The sequence below is a fragment of the Pseudomonas svalbardensis genome, assembly GCF_030053115.1.
GTDB classification, from domain to species: Bacteria; Pseudomonadota; Gammaproteobacteria; order Pseudomonadales; family Pseudomonadaceae; genus Aquipseudomonas; species Aquipseudomonas svalbardensis.
Genome location: NZ_CP125619.1, coordinates 2,434,872 through 2,448,309, shown reverse-complemented (window position 1 = coordinate 2,448,309; position 13,438 = coordinate 2,434,872). Strand labels below are relative to the sequence as shown.

General features: G+C 57.3%; 10 protein-coding genes. 8 read left to right on the top strand and 2 right to left on the bottom strand.

The annotated features are described in order from the left end of the window. Window positions 1-17 precede the first annotated feature (17 nt). Entirely contained in the window at window positions 18-959 is a 942-nt protein-coding gene (locus QFX16_RS11205) for an alpha/beta fold hydrolase (RefSeq protein WP_283183945.1), read from the top strand. Window positions 960-1,248: 289 nt separating this feature from the next. Beyond that, window positions 1,249-2,634 carry a 2-oxoadipate dioxygenase/decarboxylase HglS gene (hglS, locus tag QFX16_RS11200; protein ID WP_283183944.1) on the top strand — a complete coding sequence of 462 codons (1,386 nt, stop codon included), beginning with the start codon at window positions 1,249-1,251 and terminating at the stop codon, window positions 2,632-2,634. 398 nt (window positions 2,635-3,032) lie between these two features. Here hglS and QFX16_RS11195 read toward each other — a convergent pair whose 3' ends face one another. Continuing rightward, a complete protein-coding gene (locus tag QFX16_RS11195) occupies window positions 3,033-4,136 on the bottom strand; it encodes an IS110 family RNA-guided transposase (RefSeq protein ID WP_283180771.1) in 1,104 nt (367 codons plus the stop codon). A 92-nt stretch (window positions 4,137-4,228) separates the two neighbouring features. Then, a complete protein-coding gene (locus QFX16_RS11190) occupies window positions 4,229-4,906 on the bottom strand; it encodes a type 1 glutamine amidotransferase domain-containing protein (protein WP_283183943.1) in 678 nt (225 codons plus the stop codon). Between QFX16_RS11190 and QFX16_RS11185 the strand changes: the two genes are divergently transcribed. From QFX16_RS11185 to QFX16_RS11160, 6 genes are all read left to right on the top strand, one after another. Continuing rightward, window positions 4,905-5,051, top strand: a complete 147-nt coding sequence (locus QFX16_RS11185; RefSeq protein WP_283183942.1) for a hypothetical protein — start codon at window positions 4,905-4,907, stop codon at window positions 5,049-5,051. The two genes, QFX16_RS11190 and QFX16_RS11185, sit on opposite strands and share 2 nt — an antisense overlap. Before the next feature lie 299 nt (window positions 5,052-5,350). Further along, window positions 5,351-5,866: an Hcp family type VI secretion system effector gene (locus tag QFX16_RS11180; RefSeq protein ID WP_054051032.1), complete on the top strand. Its 516-nt coding sequence runs from the start codon at window positions 5,351-5,353 to the stop codon at window positions 5,864-5,866. A 132-nt stretch (window positions 5,867-5,998) separates the two neighbouring features. After that, complete coding sequence (locus tag QFX16_RS11175) at window positions 5,999-8,041, top strand: type VI secretion system Vgr family protein (RefSeq protein WP_283183941.1); 2,043 nt, start codon at window positions 5,999-6,001, stop codon at window positions 8,039-8,041. Further along, window positions 8,034-8,933, top strand: a complete 900-nt coding sequence (locus QFX16_RS11170; RefSeq protein WP_283183940.1) for a DUF4123 domain-containing protein — start codon at window positions 8,034-8,036, stop codon at window positions 8,931-8,933. The genes QFX16_RS11175 and QFX16_RS11170 overlap by 8 nt, the downstream gene beginning before the upstream one ends. Further along, a complete protein-coding gene (locus QFX16_RS11165) occupies window positions 8,930-12,250 on the top strand; it encodes a toxin VasX (RefSeq protein WP_283183939.1) in 3,321 nt (1,106 codons plus the stop codon). The genes QFX16_RS11170 and QFX16_RS11165 overlap by 4 nt, the downstream gene beginning before the upstream one ends. Before the next feature lie 36 nt (window positions 12,251-12,286). Continuing rightward, complete coding sequence (locus QFX16_RS11160; protein WP_349294093.1) at window positions 12,287-13,381, top strand: DUF6708 domain-containing protein; 1,095 nt, start codon at window positions 12,287-12,289, stop codon at window positions 13,379-13,381. The last annotated feature ends 57 nt before the right edge of the window (window positions 13,382-13,438 follow it).

The following is a 13,438-nucleotide window of genomic DNA, read 5'->3' as shown; positions in this document are numbered from 1 at the left end:
TAAAAGGAAGATGCCTGATGCTTTTGTTGGTTGTCGCAATCGCAGTTTTCGTGGCCTGGAGCTGGTTGAGTTACCCGGCCATCGGTCATTGGCTCTATGACTTGAACATGTCGATAGAGGCCAAGCTGTATGGACTGCACAAAATTGTCGTGCCGATCGCCGAAATGACCGTCTCGACCTGGCAAGGCGGGCCGTACGAAGCGTCGAGCAGCGTGCTGATGCTCCACGGTTTCAGCGCCGACAAAAACATCTGGCTGCGCTTTGCCCGGCACTTTGTCGGCAACTATCGGGTGATCATCCCCGACATCGCCGGCCATGGCGAAACCGGCTTCAAGGCGGGCGGTGGCTACGACATTCCCTTGCAGGCCAAGCGGATGATCCAGTTGCTCGATGTCTGCGGCGTCGAGAAAGTCCATGTGATCGGCAACTCGATGGGCGGTTACATGGCAGCGTGGCTGGCGGCCACGTACCCGGATCGCATTGTTTCGGTGGCCCTGATCGACCCGGCAGGTGTCACCGCCCCCGAAGCCAGCGACCTGGAGCGCCATTTGGCCAAGGGCCACAACCCGTTCCTGATTCATTCACGCGAAGAATTCCAGCGCTTCTACGCCATGACCATGGCCGAACCGCCGTGGGTACCCAAGGTGATGCTGGACGCCATCGCGCAACGCTATGAACAGCAATGCGAGGAGCTGGAAGAAATCTTCAAGGACTTGCGCGCCAGCCCGCCGATGGAGCCGAAACTGCCCGACATCAAGTGCCAGGCACTTTTGCTGTGGGGACACAAGGACCGCTTGATCGATGTCAGCAGCGTGGCGATCTGGAGCAAAGGCATCGCCGATCTGCGAGTGGAAGTCTGGGACCACACCGGCCATATGCCGATGGTGGAACAACCGACGAACACGGCGCGGCTGTATCGGGAATTTTTGGCATCGCTACGTTCGGAACTTCCTGTGTAGCAGCTGCCAAACACCGCGTCCCTGTAGCAGCTGCCGAGCCTGCGAGGCTGCGTTCGGCTGCGAAGCAGTCGCAAGTCCAGCACGCACGTTCCTCCTGACACACCACAGTGGCTGATTTCACGACTGCTTCGCAGCCGAACGCAGCCTCGCGGGCTCGGCAGCTGCTACAAGCTGCTACAACCAGCAGTCCTTTGCAGAATGAAGTCCGTAAGATTCTTCGTTTGTCGGCACCGCGCAAGGCTGCGATCTTTTTCCGCATCCTTTACGTCACTGCACCAGGAATTCTTTCATGAGTCACCCGAACTTCGTCAGCCCTGACCTGATCCGCCAACGCTTCTCCAAAGCGATGTCCGACATGTACCGCGAAGAAGTGCCGCTGTACGGCGCGCTGATGGAATTGGTGGAGCAGACCAACAACCACGTGCTGGACGGCGATCCACAGATCGCCCGACAGTTGAACAGCACCGGTGAAATCCAGCGCCTGGACCTGGAGCGGCATGGCGCGATCCGTGTTGGCACCGCCGATGAACTGGCCACCCTCGCCCGGCTGTTTGCGGTGATGGGCATGCAGCCGGTGGGTTATTACGACCTGTCCCCGGCCGGTGTGCCGGTGCACTCCACCGCTTTTCGCGCGGTGCATGAAGCGGCGTTGGAGGTCAGCCCATTCCGGGTATTCACCTCCCTGCTGCGCCTGGAACTGATCGAAGACCTGGAACTGCGAGCGTTCGCCCAGTCGGTGCTGGATAAGCGTTCGATCTTCACGCCCACTGCGCTGATTCTCATCGAGCGCGCCGAAACCCGGGGAGGCCTCACCGAACAGGAGGCCCAGGACTTCGTCGAGCAGGCGCTGGAAACGTTCCGCTGGCATCACACCGCCACCGTTACCGCCGAGCAGTACCGCAAACTCAGCGCCCAGCATCGCCTGATCGCCGACGTGGTGGCGTTCAGCGGCCCCCATATCAACCACTTGACGCCGCGCACCCTGGACATCGACATCGTCCAGGCGCAAATGCCTGCCCACGGCATCACCCCCAAAGCAGTGATCGAAGGCCCGCCCCGCCGTCAGTGCCCGATCCTGCTGCGCCAGACCAGTTTCAAGGCCCTGGACGAGCCTGTCGCCTTCACCGATCAAGCCGAGAATCGTGGCAGCCACAGCGCCCGTTTCGGCGAAATCGAACAACGCGGCGCCGCGCTCACCCCCAAAGGCCGGGCGCTTTACGACCGTTTGCTCAACGCTGCCCGGGATGAATTGAAAGACTTCCCCAATGAGGGCAATGCCGCACGTTACAACGCGCTGATGGCGCAGCACTTTGCAGAATTCCCTGACACCGTTGAGGGCATGCGCCAACAGGAACTGGCGTACTTTCGCTACTTCGTCACGGAAAAAGGGTTGGGAGCCGACGAGTTGAAATCGTGGTCGCTGGAAGATCTGCTCAGCGGCGGGTACTTGCGGGTTGAACCGTTGGTGTACGAAGATTTCCTGCCAGTCAGCGCTGCGGGGATTTTTCAGTCAAACCTGGGGGATGCGGCGCAAACCCACTATGGCGTGCAGTCGAACCGGCAAGTGTTCGAGAAGGCGCTGGGGCGATCGACGATTGATGAATTGGCGTTGTATGCCGAGACACAGCGGCGCTCGATCGAGGAATGTTTCGCAACGTCGAGCCTCGCTGTCTGAGGCGTGGCACGAACATAGCAGCTGGCGCAGCCTGCGTTCGGCTGCGCAGCAGTCGTAAAACCGGCAAACACGGTTTGTCTGGAAGACCACGGCGGCGGATACAACGACTGCTTCGCAGCCGAACGCAGGCTCCGCCAGCTGCTATGTATGGACTCGCCCCCACTGTCTACCCGCTTTTAAAAAAACTGCCGCCCCGTTGCATCTATGTATTAGGCCTACTCGAGGAAGCCGTCGTCGGCTTCTGGCCAAAATTGGAAGAGCTCGTGGCATGCCGATTACAGTCAGGCCTCGAAGGCCACTAGCAGCTTAGGCATCTATCCACGCCGGTCTTACCAGGGGTCAATGTTTTTTCAGCAACAGGTTGGTCAGTAGGTACCTCGGTGGCAGAACTCGGTGGATCAGTGGCTCATCGTCGCTTGCTGGCCGTCGGCGGGCTGGCGACGATAAGTCTGGTCATTCTGTAAAAGCACCCAGACGATGCGCAGGTTGCGATTGGCCAACCTGACCGCTGCGTCCTTGCGGCCCAATCGGCTCATCCAGCGCAACAAACGGCGGTCGTCGGGCTGTTGGGAATCAGGTCGCAACTGCTGCAATACCGCGTGGGCACCCTGGATCATCAGGCTGCGCAAATAGCTATCGCCTCGCTTGGTCATGTCCCCCAGTTGAATCGTCTTCCCGCTGCTGTGCTGATCAGGGACCATGCCGAAGTACGCGGCGAACATGCGAGCATTGGGAAAACGCTCAGGCTTGGTTTCCTTGGCCACCAGCGCCGTAGCGGTGATTGGGCCGATACCGCGCACAGTCATCAACCGTTTGGCTGTCTTGTCGGCGTTCGCGGCCACTTCCAGGCGTCCCGTCAGGACGTTGATGCGCTCGCCCAAATGGCGCCACTCGGCCAACAGTTCGTCGATCAGTTCGCGCAACATGGCAGGCACCGGCTGAGTGGCATCCTCCAATATCCGCGGGATTCTCTGGCTGATCGCGACGTCGCCCTGTGCCAGCGCAATCCCGTGCTCAAGCAGCAGGCCGCGCATCTGATTACTCACGGCGGTGCGGCGACGCACGTAACCTTGACGAGCGCGATGCAGTGCCTGCATGGCCAGCGCTGCGACACTTTTGACCGGCACTGCGCAGATCTTTTCGTCGCGACCGGCACGCAGGATTGCCAGCGCATCGTTACGATCATTTTTAGGGCCGCTGCGATGCTTGGCCACCAGACCGGCAGGAAGGATCCGCGCCAGGTTGCCTTGATCCTGCAACTGCCGGGCCCAAGCTTGAGCGCCCGGGCCGGTCTCCATCAGGACCACGACATGAGGCGGCAGCTGGCGGAGAAACTCGTAGAACGCCTCGCGCGACTTGATCCGCTGCTCATAATGCACCTTGCCGAGGGCGTCTTCGCCGGCGAGCTGGAAAACATGCTTGGCCAGGTCGACCGCCACGGTAGTGCAGGCCGATAAATCGGCAGAAGACAAAGATTGATCAATCGAAGTATGCTTTTTCATGGACTCGCCCTCGCTGTCGTTGGCTGTTTAGACTGCCACCGTGGCGCATTGACGCCTCGGCGTGGGCGAGTCCATTCAATTACACGTCAGACTTAGCGGAGCTTCGCCAACAGTTCTTGTGCCGCTGCTTCAGAGGAAGCCGGATTCTGACCGGTAATCAGCAAACCATCAGTGAGCACATAACTCGCCCAGTCAGCACCTTTGGAATAGACACCACCCTTCTCCTTAAGCATGTCCTCCACCAAAAACGGCACGACATTCGTCAGTTGCACAGCCTCCTCCTCAGAATTGGTAAACCCCGTCACGCGCTTGCCTTTGACCAGCGGCTGACCGTCCGCGCCCTTGACGTGACGCAACACACCCGGTGCGTGGCAGACGGCCGCGACCGGTTTGCCCGCCTGGGAAAACGCCTCGATCAGAGCAATCGAAATTTTGTCTTCGACCAAATCCCACAGCGGGCCATGGCCGCCCGGGTAGAAAATAGCGTCGTAATCTTCAGCTCTCGCGCTGCTCAGCAGAGCGGTAGACGCCAATGCGGACTGGGCGGCGGGGTCTTTGCGAAAGCGCTCGGTGGCTGCGGTTTGCGCGTCGGGCTCGTCGCTTTTTGGGTCCAGCGGTGGTTGACCACCCTTGGGCGAGGCCAGGGTCAACTGGGCGCCGGCGTCCTTGAAGGCGAAATACGGTGCGGCGAATTCCTCCAGCCAAAAGCCGGTTTTCTTACCCGTGTCACCCAATTGATCGTGTGACGTTAGAACCATCAGGATTTTCATGTCGTTCTCCTTGAGTTCGCAGATGTTCATTCATCTCGGCGCTGAGTTTGACCTTCAGGCTGCAGCATTCGTTGCACCTGTCACCCTAGCGGTTCTGCTGCCGGTTTTCGGCAAATCAGACGATGGGGCACCGAATGATGGCTAACCGCCTTGATGCGCAAGAAGTTGCGCACTCAACGCTGCGAAAGCCCTTCCCGGGGCGCTGATCGCCCGGCCTGGCAGGCGCTCCAGCCAAGTGCGCAAGAAGTTGCGCAGTACTGCGCAACTTCTTGCGCACATTCACAGGCGATCACTGCCGAACATTCTTCGCGAGCGCTGAAAATCCTCCCAACCTACTGATTTATATAGTCTTAACCGTTTATGGCACGGTCCTTGATAACAGTCAGGCACCCACCGGGCGATACCGCCTCCCGGGCACCCTAACTTTTAGCAAGGAGCACATCCATGGCTACACCAGCGTACATGTCCGTCACTGGCGAAAAACAAGGTCTGATCACTGCCGGCGCCTTCACCGCCGACTCGGTTGGCAACACCTACCAGGAAGGTCACGAAGACCAGGTCATGGTTCAGGCTTTCAGCCACGACGTGATCATCCCGCGTGACCCGCAGTCCGGCCAACCGACCGGTCAGCGCGTCCACAAGCCAGTCGTGATCACCAAGGTCTACGACAAGGCTTCGCCACTGCTGCAGGCGGCTCTGACCTCCGGCGAGCGCATGAGCGAAATCGTTATCCAGTGGTACCGCACTTCGGCTCAAGGTACCCAAGAGCACTACTACACCACCAAACTGGAAGACGCGATCATCGTCGCCATCAACAACAAAATGCACAACTGCCAGGACCCGTCGAACTCGCACTTCACTCACCTGGAAGAAGTGCAATTCACCTACCGCAAAATCACCTGGACCCACGAAGTATCCGGTACTTCGGGTTCCGATGACTGGCGTCAGCCGGTCGCCTAACTCAGGCCGACCGTCTCAAGCATCGGCCAGCTCTGCTGGTCGATGTTGTTTTCGCCCTTCCAGAATTTTCGCGTCCGCAAGCTCCCTGCACGGGGGCCGGCGAGCGCCGCTGCACTGCACGAGGAACAAGGGATGTTCGCGCCGGCCAATCAAACTCACTTTGCCCTGACCATCGAAGGTCTTTCCAGCGACTTCCAGGTTTTCTCCCTGCAAGGTCGGGAAGCCATCAGCCAGCCTTTTGTGTTTGAGGTGGAGCTGGTCAGTGAACAGCCGTCCCTGGACCTCGAGACCCTGCTGCACAAACCAGCCTTTTTGCAGCTCTCGCCTGACGGCAGCGGCATCCATGGCCAGATCTACCGCGCCGCCCAGGGTGATTCCGGCAAGCGCCTGACCCGCTACGCGGTGACCCTGCGCCCGCAACTGTCTTACCTGGCGCACCGCATCAACCAACGCATCTTCCAGAACCTCAGCGTGCCGAAAATCATCGGCAGCGTCCTCGAAGAGCACGGCATCCAAAGCAACGCCTACGAATTCAAAGTCGGGGCGATTTATCCCGAGCGCATCTACTGCGTTCAGTACGATGAATCGGACCTGCAGTTCGTCCAGCGTCTGTGCGAGGAAGAAGGTATCCACTACCACTTTCAGCACAGCGCCACGGCCCACAAACTGGTGTTCGGCGATGACCAGACGGTGTTCCCGAAACTCGCCCCTGTGGCCTACCAGCAAGACTCCGGCATGGTCGCCAACGACCCGGTGATCAAGCGCTTCGACCTGCGCCTGGAAACCCGCACCAGCCGCACCACCCGCCGCGACTACGACTTCGAAAAACCGCGCCTGACGCTGGAAAGCGAAAACCGTGGCGACGCCCTGCCCGACCTCGAAGACTACGACTACCCCGGCCGCTTCATCGACCGCGAACGCGGCAAGCACCTGGCCAAACGCGCCCTCGAACGCCACCGCAGTGACTTCCGGCTCGCCGAAGGCAAAAGCGATCAGCCGTTGCTGGTCAGCGGCCACTTCCTGGCCCTGACCCAACACCCGAAAGCCAAATGGAACGACCTGTGGCTGCTGACCGAAATCCTCCACGAAGGCAAACAGCCGCAAGTGCTGGAAGAGTCGGTCACCAGCGACACCACCAATCTGAAAGATGATTTCCACCAGGGCTACCGCAACCGCTTCCAGGCCACCCCGTGGGATGTGCCGAACCGTCCGCCCCTGACGCAAAAGAAACCGCGCATCCTCGGCAGCCAAAGCGCCGTGGTCACCGGGCCCAAGGGTGAAGAGATCCACTGCGACCAATACGGTCGCGTCAAAGTGCAATTCCACTGGGACCGCGAAGGTCAGGCCGACGACAAGACCAGCTGCTGGCTGCGCGTCTCCTCCGCCTGGGCCGGCGCCCATTACGGCGGCATCGCCATCCCGCGCATCGGCATGGAAGTGCTCGTCACCTTCCTCGAAGGCGACCCCGACCAACCGCTGATCAGCGGCTGCCTGTACCACAAGGAAAACGTCGTCCCGTACGCCCTGCCGGCGAACAAAACCCGCAGCACCTTCAAAACCCTGAGCTCCCCCGGTGGCGGCGGTTACAACGAACTGCGCATCGAAGACAAAAAGGGCCAGGAACAAATCTTCCTGCACGCCCAGCGCGACTGGGACGAAAACGTCGAACACGACCAGAAAATCCGCGTCGGCAACGAACGCCACGACACCGTCGAGAAGAACAGCTACAGCGAATTCAAAGCCGAAGAACACCACACCGTCTACGCCGACCGCAAAGTCGAAACCCGCGCCAACGACCACCTCACCGTGGGCGTCAACCAGCACATCAAAGTCGGCACCGGCCAGTTCATCGAAGCCGGCCAGGAAATCCACCTGAGCAGCGGCATGAAAGTCGTGCTCGAAGCCGGCAGCGAACTGACCCTCAAGGGCGGCGGCAGCTTCATCAAGATTGATGGCAGCGGTGTGACGTTGAGCGGGCCGGTGATCAACATGAACTCCGGCGGGAGTCCGGGAAATGGGACGGGGGCGGCGCCATTGTTGCCGGGGCCGTTGAAGCAGGCGGATGCGGATAAGGCCGGCCAATTGTTGGTGCCCGCTCAGCGGCAAGCGTTGATGCAGAAGAAGCCAATCTGCGCGATCTGCGAGAAGGCCAAACTGGAGGCGCAAAATGCTTAAGTCAGATTGGCCGCTGGAAAATGGGTTGCCTCAAGGCCTGCCGTGGAATGGCACCGTCGGTTTGCTACTGGATGGCGTCAGCGTCGAGAAACTGCCTCAACACCTTTATCAATGGTCGGATAATCCGGTTTTCGAGCCACTCTACCTTGGCACCCCGTGGGCTGAACTGGGTGACGTTTCGCCGTGCCTTGTCCAGATAAACACCCAGAACAATCCCATTCTCGCGAAGTTTCTGGCTGAGCCCCGCCAGGAGTGGGGCTACCTGGTGTTCAGCGATCAACCCTGGGCACAAATGGTCGAGCACTTCCGCTGGCTGACCAGCGTCATGCACCCTCAGGGTGAAGAAGTCCTGCTGCGCGTCGCCGACCCTGCCGTGGCCCACGCATTGCTCAGCCACGCCGAGAGCATCAAGGACCCTACCCTGTTCGGCCCGTGCTCGCAGATGGTCACCGCCGACGCGGCTCTGGGCTGCTGGCACATCAACCAGCGACCGGGCAAAGCTCCCGAGCCCAACCACAGCAAACGCTACCGCTTGAGCGACGAACAACTCAGCCAACTGGACGAAGTGAATTTCCGCAGCATCGTCCTGCGCCTCGACCAACACATGCACGAATACTTTCCGTCCTATCAGGTACAAGCGACCCCTCTGCAACGCTGGGAACACCTGCATGCATTGGCTTCGACTTCATATGATCGAGGCTTCAACACCGAGCTAGACATCACCCTCTACGCCAACATTCACGGGTTTCTCGGTGAGCGAGCGCTGGAGGAGCATCCGGACCTGGATGCAATACTGAAGACCCCTTCGGAACAAACGCCCGCGCAGCGACTCGAACAGGTCGCTGATATTGCCCAGGAACGGGCTGAAACCCTGCTAAGGAGCCAAGGATGACAACGCCCACATCGACCGGCAAAAGCCCGAACAACGTTGCAAAAAGCCGGGACGACGGCAAGTGTGCCCTGAGCGGCTGCTCGCTGATGAAGGCCAAAATCCAGCTCATCCCTCTCCGTTATGGCCTGGTTGAACGACTCGACCCATCCAGTGCACTGGCCATGCCGTACAAAACCACCTCACGTCCTCTGGGAATTCGCTTGATCCGCGACGGCTGGCTCTACGTCATCGTCGACAAGAAACCTCAAGCCGTCATGCACGAATACCGAATCCAGAACGGCATCGTGACCCAACTGCTGTGGGAAAAATGCGAAATCACCGCCAACAAACGCGAAAGCAACGTGGGCGAAGCCGTGCTGGTCTTCCCGCGTTTGAGCAAGCTCTACGTCAACTACTCCGAAGTGCAATGGACCGCCGCCAAATGCGCGCAGGTCATCAAGCACAAATCCGAGCGTGAATACTTCATGCAGGCAGTGGACCTGACCAACACTGATCCGGAGAAAGGCGCGGCTAATCTGTTGACGCCAAGTCAGGCGGAAAAATGGATTGCGGAGGTTGCGGAGCAGCCGAGTAAAGAGCCGGCGGTTACGGGTGCCAAGCCTGAGGAAAGCCAGGACTATCTCTGGGAGCAAGCGTCGCACTTCAAGAAAACTCAGTTGGGCGCGCTCAAAAAGCAAGTCAAGGCAGAAAATGAGCGTGACCATCTGTACTTGGTCATACAGGATGACCTGGGCGTGCTGCGCGATCTCGCAGAGCATCAGGATTTGGTCACTGGCTGGATCAGTAACTGGAGTGACGCTGAAGCCAATCAAAAGAAGTATGTGTTTGGTTGCTACATCGAATCGTTGTACACCGTAACCGGCGAAACCATTCTGAATGCCGCCCAAGGCGACCCTCGTTTTGCCAAACTCAAGGACGAAACAAGCGAGGACCAGCGGCAATCGATCGTCGATTACGTCAACGTTAAAAATCAAACCCAATATTCCGGTGCAGGTACGCATCGTGGGGCTATTGCAGCTTCAAAGTCGCGAATGCGTACGAGTCTTGGACCTTTGCATTCCAAGTATGAAGACCTGATCGAGACCATCGAAGACAACGCGGATGACGCGCTCGACGGCGCGAAAATGGGACAACAGGGCATCAACGATCTGATCGATCGGCCCGCTATGGAAGCCTTCCTGAAACAGCAACGCGCTCAACTCAGTCGTTGGAACAAACGTCTAGATCTGATCAGTGACGATCGCGCGAATCTGATCAGTGAAGAACGCTTCCAACGCTCAGCCTGGTATTTCGACCCCAAATTTGGCGATCAACTCAACACAACTCTCGCTACTGAATACGCCTGTATGAGAGACATTTGCCGGACAGATAAAGCGACTGAAAAGCTTGCCGATCTGATGGAGAAACAGCCGGGTTTTACCGTACCTACCTTCTTCACATTGAGCTTGACTGATCAGAAGGACATGCACGCCAAGGTCACATCTTTCATCAAGTCCCTGCGCGATACCTATATGGTCAAGGACGACTACCAGGGTGCCCAGGCACTCAGCGGAAAATTTGGCAATTTGCTCACTCAGAATCTCGCAGCAGCAATGCAATTGAGTGAAAACGGCATTGTGCTCGGTCAGTTGCGCGACACGGCATATGAGCCGGCAAAGCAATTGCGCCTGGCAGGAGCGCTGGATGAGGCCATGCAAGCGCTACGTAGTGGCCAGCCGCTAGATCCAGCAAAAGTATTGCGCCGAATTCCTGGCTCGGCCTGGATAGATGTTCTGCGTGCCTTTGGTAAGGGGGGTATTACGTTGGAGTTTGCCTCTGCAAATCAAATTGCCGCGTTCAAAGCTGATATGGCCAAACTGACAGATCTGCGCCAGCAAATGACTTCGCTGAAAAAACAGATTCGGCAAACCCTGGCTGATGAACGTAAAGGCCGGTCACCTAAAGGCGGTTACAAAACCTTGGTATCTCGCCGCAAAGCCATTCAACAAACTGTCGCTCCACTTGAAGGGCGGGTAGCTCAGGCCATGAGTCCTGTTGGTGACGGACCGGGTAAGGCTGCCTTCAAGATCAAAGGGCTTAACAATGCTCAGGTGCTTGAGTTTGAGCGGATGGCCGATGACTATCGGCTCAAGCGTCCTTCCAAAGGAATAAGCAAGGCGGTTTTCGCATCAGCTGGAGGGGATTTGTTTTCTTCAGCTGCAGCGATTCTGCAAATTATCAGCTTTACAGCTGTTTATAGTGAATTTGCTAGAAAAAAAGAGGCGGATTTCTCCGATAAATTAGCTGTAGCAAATGCTCTTTTTTCAATGATTGGGGGGACTATTGCCGCTGCCCAAGGAATTGCCATTACCGGCCTTTCTGTCGCAATTGAAAACTATGCGAGTGCTGCAGCTAAAATCGGATTAGCCGCCAAGTTAGGCAAAATTACAGGCGTATTGGGGCCGTTTTCATACCTTTTTGGCGCTATTGCCGCAGGCACCGGTTTGTACGGTGAAAAAGGGTCTGCTGCTAGGTGGACCGAAGCTTTACGGTCAGGCGATGGCGCCAAGCTAGCTGGGGCTAGCATGACGCTAGCTGGAGACTCCGGCCAACTAGTTGTCAATGGCTGGGCGACCGCACGAACAGTTCAATATACGTTTGAAGCTATGACGAATGTAAGCCAGGCGCGCGCTCTTGCGTGGGTTACGGCTGGTGGTAAGTTGCTCAGCGTCGCCGCACGGGCCAACCTGATTGGCCTAGTCCTGACAGGACTCCAATTGGGTGGTGAATGGCTATACAACCGTAATAACAAGACCGAACTGGATAAATGGTTGCTTAAAGGTCCTTGGGGCAAGCAGAGCGCAAACCGAAGTCTTGCGGAGGAGCGTTTGATGCTAGCAAATATTACTGCCGCTCCGCAGATAGCCCTACAACAAATAAACAGCAAGCCCATGGCCGTCTTGAGCGTGCCGGGGATGACAGCCAATGATCTGGAGGATGTCAGTCTCGGCCTCAGTGCTTACTGGCTAACTAACCATCAGCGCAATGACTGGGAAGCGTGGAGCGAACCGTTGCTGTATCAACTCAATCTGCTAGGTGCCCCGGGCGAACCTCTCAAGCTTGGCTTGGAAATATTCCAACACGAAGCTAACGCCCAGCATGGCCTTGCCGTCGTTTTACGCTACCACCCCGTAGCCGGTGATAAATCTTTCCGAGAGAAGCGATTCGAAACCACGACCCTAAACGCGCAGAATGGCAAGCTGCTTCAATCAGTATCTGTGTTAAGAACGCGTACCACGGATGCCCCTTGGTTGCTAGTAACTAGCGACTCCCTGTAGTTGCCTAACCCGCCTACATTTTTTCGGTTGAATTGCATGCCATCCAAACCTGAACAGCAAGTCGAACTTGACCTCAAAAATCACCGCCCCACGGCGGGTGAAACACGTCGTTTTGCCACAGGTGAAGCATTATTCTTGTCACCGTTGCCAGTTCCTACCGGGCAAATCCCAATGGATCTCGGCGGAAGTTTTGTTGAAGTCAACGACACCTACCTGGACCTGGGTAGCAGCAATCTCACCAAGTCTTTCCAAGCACGATTAGCTGTGTCACTCCCTACAGTCGTAGTTATCGTTTGTCTATTTGTTCTCCCAACCTTGATGGGCTTCGCAGCATTCATAAATCCATTCGGCAGAAGCTTTTGGTTTTACTTCAACGATTTTTTTGAGTTCGGAATATCACTAGCGCTCTGGTGTGGAGGGGGAGCAGCGCTGATCGGCCTGTACGCGATTATCAGCACCACAAGAAGCAAAGCCCGCGCCCGCCCCATCCGATTTAACCGTCAACGCCGTGAGGTCTGTTACTTCCCGAATGGCTCCGACGAACCCGTGATCCAGCCTTGGGAAGACACGGTTGCGTGGATCTCAGTCAGCACCGGATTCACCGGAGTAGGCGTAATCAGTAGCTACACCTTTGGCATGGCCATAGATAATCCCGAGGCCGATACGGTGCACTTTCTTACACAGGAGGTCATGACTCCTTTTCATGGACTAGGCAAATGGGAAGCCATACGTGTCTACATGGAAAAAGGACCGGAGTTTTGCCCTGGTAAAGCACCCTACGAGGGTCGCCACACTTTCGATCAAGAACGACAGGACATGCACGAGGAATACCAGCACAACGAACGTTCCGCTTTAGGAGTTGGTTGGTGGTACCTGACACACCTGATCACTTGGTGGCGTTTTCCGTACTGGGTAGCGGAATGGGACCACCGTTTCAGCATGAAATCTCTACCTGAATCCATTGCTGAGTGGTCCAAACCTTTACCCTCGGAACAATGGGCCAAACCAAGCGCCGCTCTGAAAGAGCAAAGCATGAAGATCGAAAAAGCCTTTACTCAGGGACAGGATTTCATGACGTACTTTAAGGCCAACCTAAACGAAACCAAGGCAGAAGAATCAACAAATGATTGAATGGAACTGATCAGCCGTGTCCACGATACGTGAATACAGTCGACTACCCCGTGCGGG

Bases quoted from the DNA above. Each gene is read 5' to 3' on its own strand.
- QFX16_RS11205 (WP_283183945.1), top strand. From the start codon at position 18: ATGCTTTTGTTGGTTGTCGCAATCGCAGTTTTCGTGGCCTGGAGCTGG.
- hglS (WP_283183944.1), top strand. From the start codon at position 1,249: ATGAGTCACCCGAACTTCGTCAGCCCTGACCTGATCCGCCAACGCTTC.
- QFX16_RS11195 (WP_283180771.1), bottom strand. From the start codon at position 4,136: ATGAAAAAGCATACTTCGATTGATCAATCTTTGTCTTCTGCCGATTTA.
- QFX16_RS11185 (WP_283183942.1), top strand. From the start codon at position 4,905: ATGTCGTTCTCCTTGAGTTCGCAGATGTTCATTCATCTCGGCGCTGAG.
- QFX16_RS11190 (WP_283183943.1), bottom strand. From the start codon at position 4,906: ATGAAAATCCTGATGGTTCTAACGTCACACGATCAATTGGGTGACACG.
- QFX16_RS11180 (WP_054051032.1), top strand. From the start codon at position 5,351: ATGGCTACACCAGCGTACATGTCCGTCACTGGCGAAAAACAAGGTCTG.
- QFX16_RS11175 (WP_283183941.1), top strand. From the start codon at position 5,999: ATGTTCGCGCCGGCCAATCAAACTCACTTTGCCCTGACCATCGAAGGT.
- QFX16_RS11170 (WP_283183940.1), top strand. From the start codon at position 8,034: ATGCTTAAGTCAGATTGGCCGCTGGAAAATGGGTTGCCTCAAGGCCTG.
- QFX16_RS11165 (WP_283183939.1), top strand. From the start codon at position 8,930: ATGACAACGCCCACATCGACCGGCAAAAGCCCGAACAACGTTGCAAAA.
- QFX16_RS11160 (WP_349294093.1), top strand. From the start codon at position 12,287: ATGCCATCCAAACCTGAACAGCAAGTCGAACTTGACCTCAAAAATCAC.